A 19,713-nucleotide genomic window follows, 5' to 3' on the forward strand; every position below is an offset into this window, starting at 1 on the left:
AAATTTTTTATCTCTATACTTAATACTACCCCTGTAAACTATAAAAAACCCTAGTTGCTTAAGCAACTAGGGTTTAATCCTCTATCCAATCATATTAATTAAGTTTTCAGAATCCTCAGTATTAAATGAAGGCTGATAAGCTTCTAACTTTTGACTCATCATAGGTGGTCTATTTTCTTGGTGGAAGTCTTCCATTTCAGCCTTAGTAACACTACCATCTTCATCTGAGTCCATTTGAGCAAATAACTCCTCAGCATTAATATCTTGTCCTATCTTTTCTGATAGGTCACTTGCAAAGTTTGAGAATTCACTCTCATTTAAAGCTTCGTCTTCATCTTCATCAAAGCTAGATATCGCTTCTTCAGTCATTGAAGCTTGAGGAGGCTTTGGACCTCCTCCCATCATAGGTGGTCTATTCTCTTGCTGAAAAGCTTTCATCTCAGCCTCAGTAACACTACCATCTTCATCTGAGTCCATTTGAGCAAATAACTCCTCAGCATCAATATCTTGTCCTATTTTTTCTGATAGGTCACTTGCAAAGTTTGAGAATTCAGTCTCATTTAAAACTTCGTCTTCATCTTCATCAAACTCAGCTAAAATTTGAGCTTCTCTTCCCACAGCACCTGATTTCATCTGTTTCATATGTTCTTTAGGCCCCATTAGATTTTTTAGCTCATTTTGATTGACTACTCCATCTTCATTCTCATCAGCCTGAGCAAAAGCTTCTTCACTATCAATAGTTATTCCAGTATCTTCAGATATTTTTGCAGAGAGCTCTTCAAATTCAGCTTGGCTTAAGGCTTCATCTCCATCTTGATCTAAATTTGATATCAACTCTGCTTCTTTATTTTTTGTTTGGTAATAACTTGATACTGAATAACTGCTATTGCTTATTCCACTAATCATTATCTCACCCCCTTTCGTTTCTATGAATTATTAATTATATTTGCTACTATAAGTATAAATTACCAATATTAAAACTCAATTAGCTAAAGATTAAAAAAAGATTAGAATTGAATTAGAAATTTATTAATAATCTATAAAAAACAAAAAAATAAAAAAAGAATCTTATAAGCAAGATCCCCAAAAGTAATTACTATTTTTTATTGTTTATTCTCTATATTTGATTCCAACTCCAAATTAATATATTCTATATACTTAAATTTTAATGTTAATTCCTTCTTGACTAAGTTCTTCTATCTCTTCAATTAATTTAATATTCTTCTTTAAATTATCTTTATTAATTTTCTTAACTTTTTCAATCATTTCTTGCTTCTTAACCTCATCAGAATCTAAATTAGTACTTTCTTTAGCAGAAAATTTATTCTTAATTTCTACTATATCATTTTTTTCTAACTTATTCTTTTCTACTTTAACCTCTTCTTTCTTCTCTTCTATATTCTTTCTCTTCTTTTTTTGTAATTCCAACTTTCTTAATTTAATCTCAATTTTTAATAATTTTTGCTGTAATCTAGATATCTCTTTCTTTTTATCACTTTTGCTGACATCTTGTTTTGTTAATGCTTCTATTTTATATTCTAACATCTCTTTTTTTAGCTTTAATTCTTCAATTTGCTTATCTAAGTCATTAGCTCCAGTTAAAGCATTATTGTTCCCCATTGATCTTACAATAGGACTATCATGTATATCTACTGATATGCTCATAATTAACCCTCCTTTATTTTTCTCAACTTACTATTCATATCTAAGTTTACGATTTAATGATAGATCAAATAAAGACCTAAGTTTATTTAACAGTGCACAATTACTTATATTGTTATCTTACTAATATTTTATTATAATATATAAAATATGTCAATGATAGACATATTTAATTATCTTGTCACGCTAATATAAATAGTCCTTAAGTTACTTTCAACTAGTTTAATAAAATAAAAACCTACCTGCTAAATTAGCAAGTAGGTAATTTTATAATTACTTTAGTCCCACAATTTAATTCACTTTTAACCTCAATCTTCCCTAAATAGCTATCTACTATCCATTTAGCAATAGATAATCCTAATCCAGTGCCTCCAGTCTCTCTATTCCTTGATTTATCAGCCCGATAAAATCTATCAAAGATATTATTTAAATCCTCTTTAGCAATCCCTATTCCTGTATCTTCTATGGTGATCTCTACAAAATGATTTAGTAGCTTAGAATCAATACTTATCTTCCCACCACTTTCTGTGTACTTAAGGCTATTATCAATTATAATTCTTAAAAGCTGCTTGATTAATTGTTCATCTCCATTAACCTTTAGCTTATCATTATTGTTTAAAGTAATTTTATGCTCTTTATCTATCAATTCTGTCTCCCTATAAACCTCAGCTATTAAAGCATCTAATTCAAAATCTACTCTTTCAAAACTATCTTTCTCTCTATCACTACGAGCTAAGAATAATAACTGCTCTAAGAGCTTCTTCATATTCATAGTCTCTGATTTAATTGCTTCAATAGATTCATTTAAAACCTCTTGATCAGATTTGCCCCACCGATCCAATAAATCAATATAGCCTTGAATCACTGAAATTGGAGTTCTCAATTCATGGGAAGCATCAGAAACAAAGGCTTTCTGCTTCTCAATAGATTCCTGTAAGCGATCAATCATATTATTAAAGGTAGTAGCCAACTCTCTAAGTTCATCTTCAGGCCCTTCACTATCTATTCTATCATCAAGATGATTAATCGTTATCTTCTTAGCTGTATCAGTTATTTGACCTATCGGTCTTAAGATCTTCTTGGAAATATAATTACCAACTATTATTGAGACTATAATCCCCAAAATATTAGTAGCAATCAATACCAGCATTAAAATGTTGAATATATCATCTCTCCCAGCTAAAGGAAAACTGACTTGTATATAAAAAATTTCTCCTTGATAGCTAAGCTTATTATTTAAATAGACTGTTCTTTTAAAGAATCTTTTCTTCTTATCATGATTCCACTTTTGCTCATTTATCTCTAAAATACTTATTTCACCTAAATTTCTTTTCATATCAATAATAGGAGCATGGGGACTATTTTTAAATAAAAGTTCTCCATCCTGATTATAAACCTTTAAGTCCATAGGCCTTCTAATATTAAGATTTTTAAAGATAGATCTATCAAGATCTCTTCCTGATCTGATATAATCAGCTACCTCTTGATTAATATTCTTAATATCCTTTTTAATTCTTTGAAAACCAAGATACCTGCTAGTATAGAATGTAGTTGCACTGATAATTATTATAGCTAGAGAAAAGATAAGTGCATAGGTTAAAGTTAATCTCAAAGAGATTGGAATACTCTTCTGCCAAAATTTTAAATTCTTAATCTTTGATAACATAGCCTACCCCTCTTACTGTATAAATATAATTTTGATTATACTTATCATCAATTTTTGACCTTAAATATCTAATATATACATCAACAATATTGGTATCTCCAGGATAATCATAACCCCATACCTCTTCAATAATCTGGTCTCGTGTTAATACTAAACCTTTATTCTTTAATAAGTATAATAGCAAATCATATTCGGTCTTAGTTAGATCAACTACCTCTCCCTTAATGGTCAACTGTCTAATATCAGTATTAAGAACTAATCCTTTGATTGATAAGATATTAGTTTGAGTCTCATTAGGCTTGTTTCTACGTAATATCCCCCTCATTCTAGCTAAGAGTTCTTCTATAGCAAAGGGCTTAGTTATATAATCATGAGCTCCCAAATCAAGTCCCATAACTTTATCCATCACTTGATCTTTAGCAGTCAGCATAATAATTGGAATATCAGATTCCTTTCTCACTCTGCGGCAGATCTCCAACCCACTAAGACTAGGGAGCATTAAGTCTAAAAGTACTAAATCAAAATCTCCACCCCTTATCTTCTCTAGGCCTTCTCTGCCATCATAGCTTAACTCTATCTCATAGCCCTCATGCTTTAATTCTAACTCTAAAAAACGCGCTATCTTCTTCTCATCTTCTATAATAAGTATCTTATCTGCTGCCATTTTCAACCCTCCAACTTCATTTAAAACTAAGTATTAGTAATTATATCTCATTTAAATTAAAGGCTACTTAATAAAAGATTAAATTTTGATTAAAAATAATACCCTCTTTTAAATTCTTTGCTTTTATACTTTAGTATATCCTAGAATATCTAGAAATTGAATCTTATATTTGCTTATATTTTATTATCTCTTATAGCTACTGTCAATTATTTATATCTTATCTATATTCATAATAAAAACCACCTTTAGCTTTAAAGCTAAAGGTGGTTTTTCTCATTAAATTATATTCTATCTAATAAAGTTCATAAATCTCTTCTGCTCCCTTACTGGTGCTTCTACCTCATCAGCTCCATTCTCAACCAACTTCATCAGCCAAGCCATATTCTTTCCTAGTACTCTCATAATTTGTACACCCTCTTCATCCTCTAAAACATCTCCAGGTTTAGTACCATGAATAACATTCCAATAGTTTGAAGTTGGCATAATCATCTCAGAATAATTGATATAATTATTTAATTGATTGAAGGTTGGTAATCCACCTGATCGTCTTACAGCCACTACAGGTGCTCCTACTTTATGTCTTAGCATCATATCATTAACACTTGTCACATAAAAAGCTCTATCTAAAAAGCTCTTCATAGTCCCTGCAATTGCAGAATAATGTACTGGAGAACCTAAGATAATACCATCTGCTTCCTTCATTTTCTGAATCCAATCATTAACTGGATCATTAACAATGGCACATTTCTCATCTTTATTCTTAACACATTGATTACAAGCAATACAACCTCTAATTACTTTATTGCCTACCTGAATAATCTCAGTTTCTATTCCTTCTTTTTCTAATTGATCTAAAGCTATTTTAATTCCATGATAAGTATTTCCTTCTTTTCTAGGACTTCCATTAAAAGCTACTACCTTCATATATTATTCCTCCCTTAATAATTTTCATTTTTTAGTTTGATATTATAAAACTGGTTTTCTCATTGCAACTTAATTATATATACTCAATTAATCTTTGTCAACAAATCAGAAAAATTATATTCTAATTAAAAAAAGAGCATATCTGCTCTTTCACCAGTTAAGTTGAACTATTTTAAATTATAGCTATTATATAGACCTAAAAAAAGAATTTAAATACTTAGCCACAGCACTTAAACACAGCTACTAAAGAAAAAACTAAAAATATTTTAAACTTATCCCTGAAAATTAATGTTCATTCATGCTTAGAAAAACATTTTGAATTATATTTTCTAGGAAATTAATTACTTCTACTTATATAGCTTCCAGATTTAATCTCGATATCCCAAAATCTCTGATAATTGATTACCTAATTCTATTAGTCTATCTTTAATTTCTAATAATCTCTTTTCTGGAACCCGACTTATAGGAGCACTGATTCCAATAGTAGCAACTACTTGATTACTATGATTTTTAACTGGAACAGCAACACAATTTAAACCTAGCTCTGATTCTTCTCTGTCAAAGGCATAACCCTGATCTTTAACAATCTTTAATTCTTCCTTTAAAGTCTCCTGATCAACTATTGTATTTGAAGTATAGGGTTCTAACTTTTGCTCTAAAATATCCTTTATCTTATTCTTATCCAGATATGCTAATAATACCTTACCTGTGGCGCTACAATGTAATTTACTTGTTTCTCCAGTTGTACAGGTCATCCTTAAAGTATGCTTAGATTCTACTGTATCAATGTATAAGACCTTCCCTGCTGCTAAGATACCTAATTGAACTGTCTCTTGAAATTCTTCTACTAACTTATTTAGAAGAGGTCTTGCCAATCTCGTAAGAGACATGTCCTTTTCATATATTCTTCCTAAAGTAAAGACCTTACTTCCTAAGGAGTATCTTTGATTATCTTTGTTCTGTTCTACATAGCCTCTTTCTTCTAAGGTTGAAATTATACTATGCAAAGTACTCTTATTTAACTCCAAAGAACGACTAATATCTATCAACCTAACATTATTATCATTAGCACCTATATAATCTAAGATTTTAGTTGCTCTAACTACAGATTGTATTAACCTTTTTCCCATATCAACTTCATCCTCCCATATTCTCAATTTCTAAATCTATATGATGTAACTTTTTAAGTATTAATATCCTTTAAGAAATCATTTATTCTTCCTCAACTATTATAAATAAAAGATAAGATTTTGTCCAATAATCAAAAACAAGTTTGACAATATTAAAGTTATTACTTATAATTTCTTTGTAATCAAAATACCAGTTCTACAATAATACACAACAAGGAGGAGAACTTCAATGTCTCAAATTTTAAAAGTTATCAAAAAAAGAAGAAGTATCAGAAAATACACAGACCAAGAAGTATCTCAAAAAACTATAAATCAACTACTTGAAGCTGCTATGGCTGCACCTTCAGCTGGTAATGCTCAACCTTGGGAATTTATAATCATTGATCAGCAAGAAATTATAGAGCAGATCCCTAAAATTCATCCTTATGCTAGTATGGTAAAAGAAGCTGCCAAACTTCTTCTAGTTTGTGCTAATCTAGAAGAAGAGATATACCAAGGTTTTTGGGTACAAGACTGTTCAGCAGCAACCCAAAATATTTTATTAACAGCAGCAGCTAAGGATTTAGGAGCTGTCTGGTTAGGTATCTACCCTGAAGAAGATAGGGTTAGAGGATTAAAAAGATTATTAAACTTGCCAGAACATATACTCCCATTCTCTTTAATCCCAATTGGCTATCCTGCTGAAATTAAAAAAGCATCTGAACGATTTAGAACAGACAAAATCCATTATAACAATTGGTAGCAGACTTTTAGACTACAAACAATATATTAATATCTATATTTTAATTGAACACAAGTCAGAAGAGCAGTTAACTGCTCTTCTGACTTGTGTCTTTTATTTTTATCCTTTATTATTATTTCTGTTATAAACTTGATATATTACTTTAAATATTAGTAAAATATAAATTTAGATATCAATGATAAAATAATAAGACCAAAGACCTATTTAACGTAAAGAAACTGGCACTACTAATCTCTGACCAGGTTGAATCAAATTAGGATCAGAGAGATAATTAAATTTGACAATAGTATCTACTTGAGTACCATATTTTTGAGCTATTGAACAGAGTGTATCACCAGTCTGGAGTGTACAAATGATAGCTTCTGCAGGAGATTGATGGATAGTTAGCTCTTGTCTAGGACTGATAAGGTCTGGATCTGAAATAGAGTTAAAAGCCAATATATTGGAAACAGTTGTATTATATCTTTCTGCTATTGTAAAGAGAGTATCTCCTGGCTTTATAGTATAGAAGGTTCCTAAAGGTGCAGTAGGCATCTTATTTACTTCTTTCTAAGATAATTAAGATCACAATATAGGATATTTAATATAGAAGGAAAAAGTGCATATCAATCCTTAACTCTTGAATACGATCTCATTAAAACTCATGCATAAGATATGCCCAAGGTTAAATAAGATTTAAATAAGTACCTTAAGAAAATTACTACATAGGAATTGTCTAAGTTGCCTTCAGATTTAATTAATAAAGCACTAAAAAAATATTGCTGCTGGTAATAAAAAAAGCCCTCAAAAAATTCGAGGGCTCATCTTAATAACTAAACATAGCTTTTTGATTCTCTTTGAAGAAATCGGCATAGGTCAACTTGAAGATATTATTTGATTGATCACTTAAATCTATTTTATTCTTGATTAACCTTCCATAAATACCAGCTCCATCTATCTCACCTTGAAAGATGGCTCCTTTTAATTTACTATCCTTTAAAATCAATTTCTGATAATTCTCTCCATCTTCTCTGCATAAAACTTGATAATTATTATCTGGAGCTTCTATTAAGCCATAAGTTATTGTTGATAAACCTAAAAATCTCATTGAATTCTGATAGGCAAAATTATCACTTAGCTTAGTAGCTATACCTGCCATATTATAAGCTGCTACCTCTCCTTGTTTAGTAGCTAAGGGCCAGATAGGGGTTAAACTAGATTCTTGACTGAATAACTCTCTAGACTGAGCTACATCTCCAGCTGCATAGATATCAGTTAAATTACTCTGCTGATATTCATCAACTACTATCCCCTTATCAACCTTAATCTCTGTATCCTTGATTAAATCTATATTCGGTCTAACTCCTGTAGCTACTACAATTAGCTCTCCATCTATTATAGTTTCATCAGCCAATTTAAGCCCTGTTACATTATTATTCTTATCAGCTAAGATTTTATCTGCTCTAACTCCAGTCAAGATTTCAATCCCACTCTCTTCAAACCTTGATTGATATCCAGCGGCTGCTTTATCATCTAATTGTAAGGGTAATATTCTATCTGCCATCTCTACAATAGATACCTTAACCCCTAATTCATCTAAGCCTATAGCAGCATCTACCCCTACCAGACCTGCTCCAATAATTATAGCCTTATCAATCTCTTCTCCTATCCTTTTTATATGTAAAGCATCATCTAAATTTCTTAGTCCATAGATATTCTTAGCTTCAGCTAAATTCTCTATAGGTGGGAAGAATGAACTTGCTCCAGTCGCTATTAATAATCTATCATAGTTAATCTTCTCTCCATTATCTAACAAAAGACTCTTTTTATCTGGCAGAACAGACTTAACAGCCTTGCCTTTAATCCAATTGATATTATTCTCTTTAAAAAAATTAGCAGGAGTAAAATCTAGTTCCTCTATATCCCTTTGTCCACTGATTAAATAATGTAGCATACAACGAGAATAAACCTTATTATCTTTAGAAACAATAGTGATCTCACTAGTATCATCTAACTCTCGTAACTTCTTAGCAGCATTAATACCAGCCGCACTAGCACCAATAATCACATATTTCATTCTACTCCCTCCCCTACTTCAATTAATTGTATAGCCCCTGTGGGACAGTTTTCTATACAGGCAATTTCTTCTCTATCATTACATAAGTCACATTTAAAAGCTACATTAGCTTGGGTATCCTTTTTGATCATTCCATAGGAACAACTCATTACACACATCCAACACCCTGCACACCTATCCTGATCCAAAGAGACGATTCCAGTCTCCTTATCCTTGCTTAAAGCCCCAGACATACAAGCTTCAACACACTCTGCTTCATCACAGTGGCGGCAAAAAAGCGGAGAAACCTCTCCTTGATTGCTCTGTTCAACTAAATTAGCTGCTTGATTACTCATATCTAATAAATCCAATGTATCAATATTTTCATCATTATGCTTAGCCATACAAGCTAACATACATCCTTTACATGCTTCACAAAGCTGACGGTCTATATATATACGTTTCATATATTCACCCCTTTTGGCTGATTATGAACTCAAAGATTCCTTTCATATTAAAGTTAAATATAATCTATATAGTAATAGAGTTTCACTTTTATAATTAGAGTCAAAAGATTTTTTCACCACGAATGAACACGAATAGTCACGAATAAAAAATTTAAAAACAAAATTCATATTACTAAATTTTAAAGTAAAGATATTTAAATCCTATTTTAATCTAATAAATTTTCAATAATATTAAATTGTTTATTTTAATAAGAAAATTGTGAAAATATTTTAAGATTTTGAATTATATTAGTGTTAATTCGTGTTCATTCGTGGTTCCAAAAAAAAGTTCTTGAACTTTTGTTTTTCTTTTTTAGTTTTTGGAAATAACACTATATTACTAAAAATCCATAAAACAATATCATTCCTTCTACCTTATATACCTAGACCATTTCTGCGGTCAAGAATAATCTCTTCTAATTTATCTGCTGCACTCTCAATCTCACCATCTATGATCAACTGACCTCCTGTAATGTCAGGTAAATTCTTAGTTAGAGTATCAACTATAATCTCACTTCCTGTTACAAAAGGAGGTAAAGCCAAGTGTAATGGTAATCCTAACGCCAATCCAAAGGCACCATCAGCTAATGCTTGTTCTTCTAACCATTGAGGAGCAGATAATACTGCTGGTAGTTGTGGTAAATCAACCTCTAAAGCTTTGGCTAATTCTACAGCTACTTCTTCTACTCTACCAATTGATAAACAAGGACCAAAGTTAAGTACCGGATGAATTCCTAACTCCTCACAAACCTCTCTTAAATTATCTCCTGCTAATTTAGCAGCACTAGGAGATACCAATCCACAATTCTCTAATCCTCCTGTAGTACAACCAGCTGATAAGACTAAGATATCACGCTTAATTAACTCTTTAGTTAATCCTACAGAAAATACATCATGGCCTCCTGCTGTTAAGTTAGAACAACCTACTACAGCAGCTACCCCCTTAATCTTACCACTAGCAATTAAATCGATTAAAGCTTTATAATTTCCTCCTAAGAACTTACGTAAAGATTTTTCACTAACACCTGTTACTACATCATCATAGCCATGATCTTTTGGGATATCAATCTCTACTTTATTACGACGATTCTTATAACTATTTACTGCAGCTTTAATAATTTTATCAGTAATTTGTGGTGCCTGAGCTGGATCAAATTTAATCATTTCAGCACTTGCCTTCTTAGCTACATCATCAATAGCAATCATCTTGACATCATACTCTTGAGCTACTAACTCTAAGCCAGGAATTGTACAATTAAATTCTGATACTATTAGATCAATTCCACCAGTAGCTACTAAAGCTTCACTTGTATAATTGTTACCAGCATGACCAGCAAAGACATCTTTATAATGAGCTCCACGCAGTTGTAAGTCTTGACCTACACAAGTTGAACCAACTATCTTAAAGCCTTTAGCTCCCACCTCTTGAGCTAGTTCAGTAGCCTCCTCAGTAATCAAAGCATCCTGTAAATGAGCAATCATTGTATGTTGATGACCTGTTACAACTATATTAATATAATCTTCATTGACAACTTTAAAGCCAACTGTATCTTGAGTAATCTCTGGTTCTCCTAACATAACATCATTTAGTAAGTTAGTCATATGTAATCCATATAATCCTGTAGAGATTCCTAAATTAAGTACATGCATCAACATATCCACTGGATCACTAGATAAGTTAGTACTTGTCTTCACTAATGCATCAAAAACTTCTGATTTAGCTCCACCAGGCATAATATCTAGCTCTTTCCACTTTTCTATCCTTGGTCCATAGCCTAGCTTTTCAACCAATTCCATCTTTTCGAAACGAGGTTTATAAAGATCAGCTATTACCTTATCAGCCACTTGAACTGCTTTCTGATTTGCATCTTCAGCTTCAATCTCAAAGATCTCAGCTAATTCATCTAACATCTCTAATCCCTTTAATTCTGTAGCATAATTACCAAGACCAGCCTCTTTTAAATTACGAGCTGTATTCTCAACTACATGGAGATAACAAGCTGCACCTGCAGCTACATTTCTTAGAAAATTACGGGCTACGATTGTGTCAGCATCAGCACCACAAACTCCTCTTGGTGATTTAGGAGTTATTCTACAAGGTCCATTAGAACAAAGACGACAGCATACCCCCTTCTTACCAAAACCACATTTAACAGATTGTTTTGGCTCACGATTAAATGAAGTCTCCAATTCTACTTTACTATCTAAAAAATCACATAATCTACAATCAGCAGAAGTACATCTTTCTTTAACCATTATAAATCCCCCTTATAACTATACTGTTTTTGTATACTTTTAGTTAAAAAAATAAACTTTGTTTTGTAAATATACCTTTTTGGTATACTTTTGATTAAAACATTTAGCCAATAGTCTAAACTATTAGCTATTTAATAAATCTGCAAAGCTATACTCATCTAGCCTATTGATAATTGTCTGCTGTACATCAAATAAAGCCCCATGAATTGTACAGGTCCTACATGAACTACCATTTATCTTATTGCACTCATCAGGATCAACTAAACAACGATTTACCACAATTGGTCCATCTACTGCTTCGATTACATCCCTTAAGGTTATCTTAGCAGGCACTATAGCTAAAGCATAGCCTCCATTCTTACCACGGTAAGATTCAATAATACTAGTTTGAGCTAACTCCCTAAAGATTTTTAAAAGAAATCTTTTAGGAATATTCTCTTCTTCACAGATAGTCTGTGCATCTACTATGACTCCTGTTCCTTGCTTTGCTAAATATAACACAGCACGTAATGCATAGTCTGCTGCTTGGCTTAGTCTCATTTAATTACCTCATTTCTCAGTCATAGGATAAATTATCAACAATTAAATTATACTAATCTGGTATACTTATGTCAATGATCTCTTAAAAATACAAATGATTATCATTGTCAAGTACTCCTTGGTAGATTTAAATTTATTGCTAAAGCAATCAGTGTTATAACAGATTCCTACTAATAGGAGGCTGTTTTATATTTATATTCTGCATGTTATATTATCTAACTAAATGCTAAATATAATTACTTAACATCTTCTGAATAGTCTCTTGCACCTCATTGCGAAAACTAATTGGTTCTATTATTTCAAGATATTCTGCTTGGCTTAACAACCACATCTTAATTCCTTGACCATAAACCTCAGCTTCAACAATATATTTATTATCTTCTTGACCTATTATCTCTGCTGTTGGCAATCTATCTAATACCGCCTCAATAGACCTGCCCCAAAATTTAAACTTAATCTTCATTAACTTTCCTGTATACATGAACTGTACCCGTTTTCTAAACTCCCCTTCTTCAAAACGTTCACTATAGGGTATCTTAAATCTATCATTCTGAATTTCATATGCTTTAATTCTATCTAAGCGATAAACTATTGGAAAATCTAAATCAGAGTTAGAAATATAAGCTATTAGATAAAAGTAAAATTCTGAAAATATAATTCCTACTGGACTTAACCTTCTCTTCTTTATAGTAGAAGAAGTGGCTTTAAGATAATCAATCTCTACAAATCTCTTTTCTCTAACTGCCTGACTCAAATCCCAGATTATTGCAAATAAATTCTCACTATGCTTGACAGGATTATAATGAAAGCGCTCATTTCTGATTACTTCTTTAATATGCTTCTTCTCCACTGTAGCAGCTTGTAAGATCAACTTATGCAACAACTGATTCATCTCTTCTTCATTAAAAGAACGACTCTCTAATAGAACCTTTGATATAGCGAGTATCTCTTCTTGAGTTAACCAGCTGCCATCTCTTCTTTCTAATCTATAACCCTTCTGCTCTCTATCATAAATCAATCTAATATTCGCATCATAATTAGAAGCATCTGTAAAATACCTTCTTAAATCCTTAATGTCTCGCTGAATTGCCTTTTCACTTACACCAAACTTCTTAGCTTCTTCTGCTTTGTTTAAAATTGCCCCCTTATGTAACCTCTCAAAAATAGAGAGCAATCTTAATGACTTTGGTAAGTCTTCCTTGTTAATTATAATCACCTCTCTTTTGCCTTGATAATATTAGCACTAATAGATTTTAGTAGTCATATTTTGAGCGTGATTGAACTAAAAAGAAAAAGCATAGTTAACTATGCTTTTTCTTGAAAACTCTTAATATACTATTCATTAACCTTTACTCCCCTATCCTTTAACTTTTTAACTACTTTCTCATACTTAGGCTTATCATCTATATAAAGATTTTCTAAATTATTCAGATCTAACAAAGGACTTATATCTGATATTTCATTCCCGCTTATATCTAAAGCAACTAGCTTAGTTAAATTAGAGAGTGAACTTATATCAGATATCTGATTATTAGCCAAGCCTAGAATCTCTAATCTCTTTAAGTCTGCTAACAAACTAATATCTGCTATCTGATTATCATTAAAGCTTAGAGCTTCTAAATTTATTAATTTAGCTAATGGAGAAATATCAAAGATCTGATTATTATCTAAGCCCAAAGATTCTAAATTAGTAAGCTTAGTCAATGAACTTAGATCAGATATCTGATTATTATTCAAATATAACTTTTGTAACTTAGTTAAGTTAACTAATGCACTTATATCTTTAATTTGATTCTTGTCCAAATCTAGGGTATGCAAATTACTTAAATTAATTAATGGACTTATATCTTCTATCTTATTATTATTTAAATTTAAAGTTTCTAAATTTATTAAATTTTCTAAAGAACTAATATTTGATATCCTGTTCTTATCTAAATCTAAGCTTTTCAAATTATTTAAATTAGATAATACACTAATTTCTGAAATAAGATTATTATCCAAATACAGTTCTTCTAAAGCATTCAAATCAGACAATGAACTTATATCTTTGACTAAGTTATTATTAATATCTAAATATCTCAATTCACTTAGCTTGGATAATGCATTAATATCTGATATTTGATTAGACCCCAAACCTAAAGTATCTAATTTCTTAAGTTCTTTTAAAGCTTCTAGATTTATAATATTATTCTTAGCAAGAAAGACTTTCCTTAAGTCAGATAGACCAGCTAAATAACTTATATCTTTTATCTGATTATTATATAAACTCATACCTCTTAATTTCTTCAAATCTTCAAGCATACTTACCTCTTCTATTTGATTATTAGCTAACATTAGAACTTCTAACTCTTCTAGCTTAGACAGTTGATTCCAGTCTGTGACACTTAGATTATCTGAAAAGTATAGCTCCTTTAAATTGGATAACTTAGCTAAAGGACTAATTGTAGTTAATCTACTTCTATTAAGAGTTAATTTTTCTAAATTGCTTAACTTGCCAATCTTATCTATAGAGCTAATATTCTGACCAGTTAAATCTAGTTCAACTATCTTCCTAAGCTCCTCTTTAGAAATGCTTTCCTCTTGATTTCCTATCTTCTGAACTATAGCACTCTTTAATGCTGGATCTTCAAAATCCACCTTACCCTGATTAAGAAAGAAATTAAATCCTAAGAATATAATCAGCCCTAAAATTGACAGCTTAAAGAAAGCCTTAAACAGAGATGACTTCTTGCTAGATCTTTTATTCTCAGCAGTACCTAACAATGATTTTAGAGTCTTTTTATGGTCTTCAAAGATCTTCTCTTGATAATCAGCATTAACCCAATAATTTGCTATGAAATTAGGTATCAGCTTGCTTATAAATTTATCCTTCAGATGGCTTCTTCTCTTTAATAGGTCAAAAACCGGCACTTGCTTAAGTTGTTTATTAAACTTATTAACAAAATCAATAGCTTGTCTATTGGCTAATTTAGCTTTACTTCCTTGACCTGCAAAAAGATCTGCATCAGCTTCTGCTGATAATAATTTTTCAATTACCTCTTCATTATTATATTTAGCAGCATACATTAATGGGGTATAATGGTTAAGTCTATCTTTAAGATCAACTTCTGCTCCAGCCTTTAGTAAAGCTTCTATTACTGCACTAGATTGATTATATCTAGCTGCAAAAAATAGTGGAGTCCAGCCATCTTTATCACTAAAATTAAGATCTGCTCCTGCTTCAACTAACATTTCAATAACTTCAGCCTCACTACTATATCTAGCCGCTAACATTAGAGGAGTAATCTTTCCTTGATGATAATTAACCTCTGCTCCTTCTACTAAAAATTTATCTATTACTTCTAAACAGCTATCATATCTAAGTGCAAACATTAAAGGAGTCCATTGCCTTAGGTTACTAAAATTAACATCTGCTTTTGAATTGATTAAACTCTCTATAACCCCAATATCTTCATTTTCGCTTAGTGCCAAGATTAAAGGTGTAAGCCCATCACTATCTTTAACATTGGGCTCAGCACCTAGCTTTAACAATCTATCAACTACCTCTAACTTATTATTACAAACAGCATACATCAAAGCTGTCCAACCTTGTTTAGATCTTTGCATTGATATCAGCTCCTGCTTCTACAAGTTTAGTTATTACTTCAGGATTAGGATTATTAATTGCAGCATACATCACTGGATCAAAGCCTGCTCCATCTCTTACATCAACTTTAGCTCCTGCATCAATTAAAGCTGCTATGATTTCAGAGTTTTGATTATATTTGGCAGCTATCATCAAAGGAGTAGCATTCTCCTTATTTAAAGTTTCAATTTCTCTTCCTTCATTAACTAAAATCTCAATCTCTTCTGGATCATTACTATCAGCTGCAATACTGAGCATTAAATTCAATTTACATTTAGGGCATTTATTATATTTAGCCTTAACCTGCTTCTTACAACTTGGACAGGTTACCTTTAAAGCAAAAAGATCATTTAAAGCATACAAAGCATTAATATTATTTAGAAATCCTATAAATCCTTCTCTTTTTGAACCACCATACTTAACCTTCTTACCATTAATTCTAACAGAAGTTATTCCTTTATCCTCTGCTCTTAAACTTTTTAATTGCATTGGGCTATATTGATGGCAATAAAATCTATCCTTAGTGATTATAAAACCTTTTTTAGCACTTCCAAAGACAGTGCTATCACCCAAAATTAATATATCTTCTTTTTTCAATTTGCGAGCATAATACTTCTGAGCATTATTTAATTTCTTCTTATCAATACTTCCTTTTAAAGAGACATTGCTTCCAAAAGGTCTTCGGCCCATAGACTGATATAAGTTAGTAATCTCTTCTTCCATATCTTCAATCGGATTAGTGTTAAATAAAGATCTTTTCAATAATAATTTCAAGAAATGTCCATCATCAATTTCTACTTTAATTTCTTTACCACTTTTCAGAATAAAAGATAAATACCTTTTAGATGAGCTAATATCTTTAATTTTATCAATTCTAATTCGATTATTAGCTGAAGAGTAGATATATCTTTTAGTTATTAAAGCCCCCTCTTTAAAGTTTCTGTAGCGACTATATAAGAATAATATATCTTCATATTCATCTATATCAAGATTGGCATATGAGCTTATATGATCTTCTAACCTATCTTTCATATTATCTGGCTGATAGTATATATCTTCGCCTAAGGGCTTTTGTCCAAAGATTTTTTCCATTTGAGGATAAAACTTCTTTATTCTTCTTTTGAATTTCTTCTCTAATTCTCTTGTATCTTCAACAAGAACCTTTTCTTCATTCTCATCTAGGCCTTTAATATCTGAATTATAGCTATAATAATTTAGATCATTAGCTTCAAAGTGATTATCTTTAATATCTTCACCTAAGATAGCAGCACTATTTATTACTAATCTTAGTGCAGATTTGTTCTCCTTAAATTGATTATTTTGAATTATATTACTCAGACTATTACTTGCTTTAATTCCAATCCCATTACCATCAAACTTATTTTCTTTAATGTCAGCATTAGAGTCACAATAATAAATCCCTAAATAATAGTTGGCAAATTTGTTCTGGCTGATCAAATTATCTTCTTTACTATTGTAAATATAAACGGCACAACTAGAATTCTTATATTTAAAGATGATAAAGCTATTAGAATTTATTTCACAATGCGAATTATTTAGCTTTAAGCTGATATTACTATTATCTTTAAAGCTATTATTAATTATTTTACCTTTTGATCCTTCTAAATAAATACACTCAAAATTCTCTACAAAACTATTCTCTTCTAAAGTTAGCTTTGACTTTAGTATATTAACCGCTGTCTTGTTAGTCTTGGTGAATTTATTATTCTTAATAGCAGAATCTTTGCTTTCTCTAATATCCAATACCATTTCACAATCTTCAAACTCATTATTAATAATTCTGAGTTGGTCTTGCTTAGATTTAACTACTATAGCCTTCTTGCTATCAATAACCCTATTATCTTCTAATAATAACTCTGGTGCATGTTCTGTAGTAAGTATATCTCCTGTAAAAGATTTGACTAAGTTATTGATAAGCTTGACTTTAGAATAAGCTGCTTTAATTAACTGCTGCTTTGACTTATTTACTGTATTATTAGCCAAAGTAACTTTAGAATTAGTAGCTGTAATCAGTTCTCTTGCTAATTCTGTAATTAAAGAATTAGATAATTCAATCTCAGTCTGATTGAGATTAAATAAATTATATCCTTCTTTAATAACTGTATTATCAATAGCAATCTTATCATTTTCAGATTGCAGAAAATCTCTAGCCCCTTGTAATTCACTACCGATAAATTTAATATTTGAATTCTTAGACTCAACTGCATTCTTAGGCCCTAAAATATTACTATATTGAAAATCTAATTGAGAAGATGCTATCTTTAGCTGATAACTCTCTCCAATTAAATCACTTTCAATAAAGGAAACTTGAGAACTATTAGTTATTTTTAGATCCTGATTGGTCAGCTTAGTTCCATAAAAACTTATTTCCTTAGAGTTATCTAAGTTTAAGAAATAATCTTGATCTTTTTTACCCTTTTCATCTCCAGCAATAAAATTGACAAATTCTAGCTTTAGATTTGAACAGTTTTCTAAAGTTAACTCTGTATCTTTAAAGATAACATTCCCATCAGATTTAATCTCAAGATTATTCAAATCAGCTAAGATCAATTCACCTAATTCATAAACACCTTCCTCTAAAAAGACTACTCCTTCAGAATGGGATAACTGTCTTATAATATCACTTTTACTACTTTCTGCACTAATAACAGTTGCATTTTCAATTCTTTGTTGATAATCAAAGCCTTCAAATATATCACTAAAGTATTTCACATAATCATTATGAGCATAACTACAGCGTATATTTCTTGCTCTACTACTTCTAATTATATTTCTTCCTACAGGATTATTTAGGAATAACTGTAATCCAGCTCCAAAAAGTGAACCTGCTACACCACCGGCAGCTCCTGCTAAGAGAGCCATTCCTAGACCACCTGTTAGTGCTCCAAAAGCAGCACCCAAAAGCATACCAGCTGCTCCCAAATTGGAAGCAGTATCATTAATATTAGCTAGATTAAATAAGAAGAATAATACCATATCCGCTTTACTATAATAGTTATTTACAGATAAACTCTTATTTCTAGACAATAAACCTAGGTATTTATCAGCCTGAATAGCCCCACCTAATAAATTAACTGATAGAATTTGATCTAGAGAATCCTTTTTATCCAAAAATCTTAAAGTATTATAAATCACCTGACTACCTAAAGAATGGCCCACTAAAATATATTTCTTATTACTATTATAGATATACTTCCCTAACTCTCTACCTGCACTTTCAGCATTTTCAACAGCTTCTTTCCAACTTTTTGAGACATTATTGCTGAAATTCTTTCCAGTAACCATCTTCTTAGCTGCTGAACCTATATTAATTTCATCAGGTAGATATTTACTAACTTTATTACCTGCTTTAGCAACCTGTTTAAGCTTACCTAATTCTCCTACTGCTCCTCCCACTAAGGGTTTTGCTACTAAACTAAGTGTACCTAAAGCTGCATCATTAATCAAACTCATTAACTTCCCAGCTTTCCAACGATAATGATAACAGCTCTTATCTCTAACATGATCACTAATAAATTCATGCCAATCATAGTCATCTTTATTCTCAGTTAAAAAACCATTAATAAAGATTATTTCTTCCTTAGTATTCCTACTATAAATCGGGCTTAGAATATAACTAGAAGAACTTTCATCTAAATAAGCATCCTCAACTACTACCCTACTTTCAGACATTTAATTTGCTCCTTTCTCAATTAACAGATTAGAATAATATTTCATCTAAACTACTTGAAGTTAGAATGATTTTATATCACAAAAAAACATCTCTGTTTCTTCTTAGTTTAGAAGTATTTTTTCATTTAACCTTTCAAAAAATAATAAAAAGCTTAATTTTTTCAATAATTCTTCTATTAAAGAAAAATCTACTGCTCTTTTATTTTTATCTTGCTATAACTATGATTTATTGCTTTACTTTAATAATCCTTCGATATAAAACCATAATTT

The 19,713-nt window shown here is 30.9% G+C and carries 15 protein-coding genes; 1 reads left to right on the plus strand and 14 read right to left on the minus strand.

The features are described 5' to 3' along the window. Positions 1 to 81 precede the first annotated feature (81 nt). The 6 genes from OREMA_RS0108585 to OREMA_RS0108610 form a co-directional block, all read right to left on the minus strand. Positions 82 to 906, minus strand: a complete 825-nt coding sequence (locus OREMA_RS0108585; protein WP_018248861.1) for a CREC-EF hand family protein — start codon at positions 904 to 906, stop codon at positions 82 to 84. A 252-nt stretch (positions 907 to 1,158) separates the two neighbouring features. Continuing rightward, positions 1,159 to 1,665, minus strand: coding sequence for a hypothetical protein (locus tag OREMA_RS0108590; RefSeq protein WP_018248862.1), 507 nt, complete (start codon positions 1,663 to 1,665; stop codon positions 1,159 to 1,161). Positions 1,666 to 1,912: 247 nt separating this feature from the next. Continuing rightward, positions 1,913 to 3,328, minus strand: coding sequence for a sensor histidine kinase (locus OREMA_RS0108595; protein ID WP_018248863.1), 1,416 nt, complete (start codon positions 3,326 to 3,328; stop codon positions 1,913 to 1,915). After that, on the minus strand, positions 3,312 to 3,992 hold the full coding sequence (locus OREMA_RS0108600) for a response regulator transcription factor (protein WP_018248864.1): 681 nt from the start codon (positions 3,990 to 3,992) through the stop codon (positions 3,312 to 3,314). The genes OREMA_RS0108595 and OREMA_RS0108600 overlap by 17 nt, the downstream gene beginning before the upstream one ends. 288 nt (positions 3,993 to 4,280) lie before the next feature. Next, positions 4,281 to 4,916 carry a flavodoxin family protein gene (locus OREMA_RS0108605; RefSeq protein WP_018248865.1) on the minus strand — a complete coding sequence of 212 codons (636 nt, stop codon included), beginning with the start codon at positions 4,914 to 4,916 and terminating at the stop codon, positions 4,281 to 4,283. Positions 4,917 to 5,284: 368 nt separating this feature from the next. Then, entirely contained in the window at positions 5,285 to 6,046 is a 762-nt protein-coding gene (locus OREMA_RS0108610; protein ID WP_018248866.1) for an IclR family transcriptional regulator, read from the minus strand. Between the two features lie 229 nt (positions 6,047 to 6,275). Here OREMA_RS0108610 and OREMA_RS0108615 point away from each other — a divergent pair, with 229 nt between their 5' ends. Further along, positions 6,276 to 6,788, plus strand: coding sequence for a nitroreductase family protein (locus OREMA_RS0108615; protein WP_018248867.1), 513 nt, complete (start codon positions 6,276 to 6,278; stop codon positions 6,786 to 6,788). Between the two features lie 204 nt (positions 6,789 to 6,992). Here OREMA_RS0108615 and OREMA_RS0108620 read toward each other — a convergent pair whose 3' ends face one another. The 8 genes from OREMA_RS0108620 to OREMA_RS0108655 all read right to left on the minus strand — a co-directional run bounded on the left by OREMA_RS0108620 (position 6,993) and on the right by OREMA_RS0108655 (position 19,443). Continuing rightward, positions 6,993 to 7,322, minus strand: a complete 330-nt coding sequence (locus OREMA_RS0108620) for a LysM peptidoglycan-binding domain-containing protein (RefSeq protein WP_018248868.1) — start codon at positions 7,320 to 7,322, stop codon at positions 6,993 to 6,995. 271 nt (positions 7,323 to 7,593) lie between these two features. Further along, positions 7,594 to 8,844, minus strand: coding sequence for an NAD(P)/FAD-dependent oxidoreductase (locus OREMA_RS0108625; protein WP_018248869.1), 1,251 nt, complete (start codon positions 8,842 to 8,844; stop codon positions 7,594 to 7,596). Continuing rightward, positions 8,841 to 9,290 (minus strand): 4Fe-4S dicluster domain-containing protein, encoded by a 450-nt coding sequence (locus tag OREMA_RS0108630; protein WP_018248870.1) that lies wholly within the window; start codon positions 9,288 to 9,290, stop codon positions 8,841 to 8,843. Before OREMA_RS0108630 ends, OREMA_RS0108625 begins: the two co-directional genes overlap by 4 nt. Before the next feature lie 414 nt (positions 9,291 to 9,704). After that, a complete protein-coding gene (cooS, locus tag OREMA_RS0108635; protein WP_018248871.1) occupies positions 9,705 to 11,585 on the minus strand; it encodes an anaerobic carbon-monoxide dehydrogenase catalytic subunit in 1,881 nt (626 codons plus the stop codon). Between the two features lie 123 nt (positions 11,586 to 11,708). Further along, the gene (locus tag OREMA_RS0108640) at positions 11,709 to 12,125 is read right to left on the minus strand and encodes an RrF2 family transcriptional regulator (RefSeq protein WP_018248872.1); all 417 of its coding nucleotides are present in this window, start codon (positions 12,123 to 12,125) and stop codon (positions 11,709 to 11,711) included. Between the two features lie 226 nt (positions 12,126 to 12,351). Continuing rightward, on the minus strand, positions 12,352 to 13,341 hold the full coding sequence (locus OREMA_RS0108645; RefSeq protein ID WP_018248873.1) for a helix-turn-helix transcriptional regulator: 990 nt from the start codon (positions 13,339 to 13,341) through the stop codon (positions 12,352 to 12,354). Positions 13,342 to 13,460: 119 nt separating this feature from the next. Further along, positions 13,461 to 15,731 carry a leucine-rich repeat domain-containing protein gene (locus OREMA_RS18350; protein WP_018248874.1) on the minus strand — a complete coding sequence of 757 codons (2,271 nt, stop codon included), beginning with the start codon at positions 15,729 to 15,731 and terminating at the stop codon, positions 13,461 to 13,463. Continuing rightward, entirely contained in the window at positions 15,718 to 19,443 is a 3,726-nt protein-coding gene (locus tag OREMA_RS0108655; RefSeq protein WP_018248875.1) for a DUF726 domain-containing protein, read from the minus strand. The genes OREMA_RS18350 and OREMA_RS0108655 overlap by 14 nt, the downstream gene beginning before the upstream one ends. Between the last annotated feature and the right edge of the window lie 270 nt (positions 19,444 to 19,713).

This window comes from Orenia marismortui DSM 5156 (assembly GCF_000379025.1).
In the GTDB taxonomy this organism is placed as follows: domain Bacteria; phylum Bacillota; class Halanaerobiia; order Halobacteroidales; family Halobacteroidaceae; genus Orenia; species Orenia marismortui.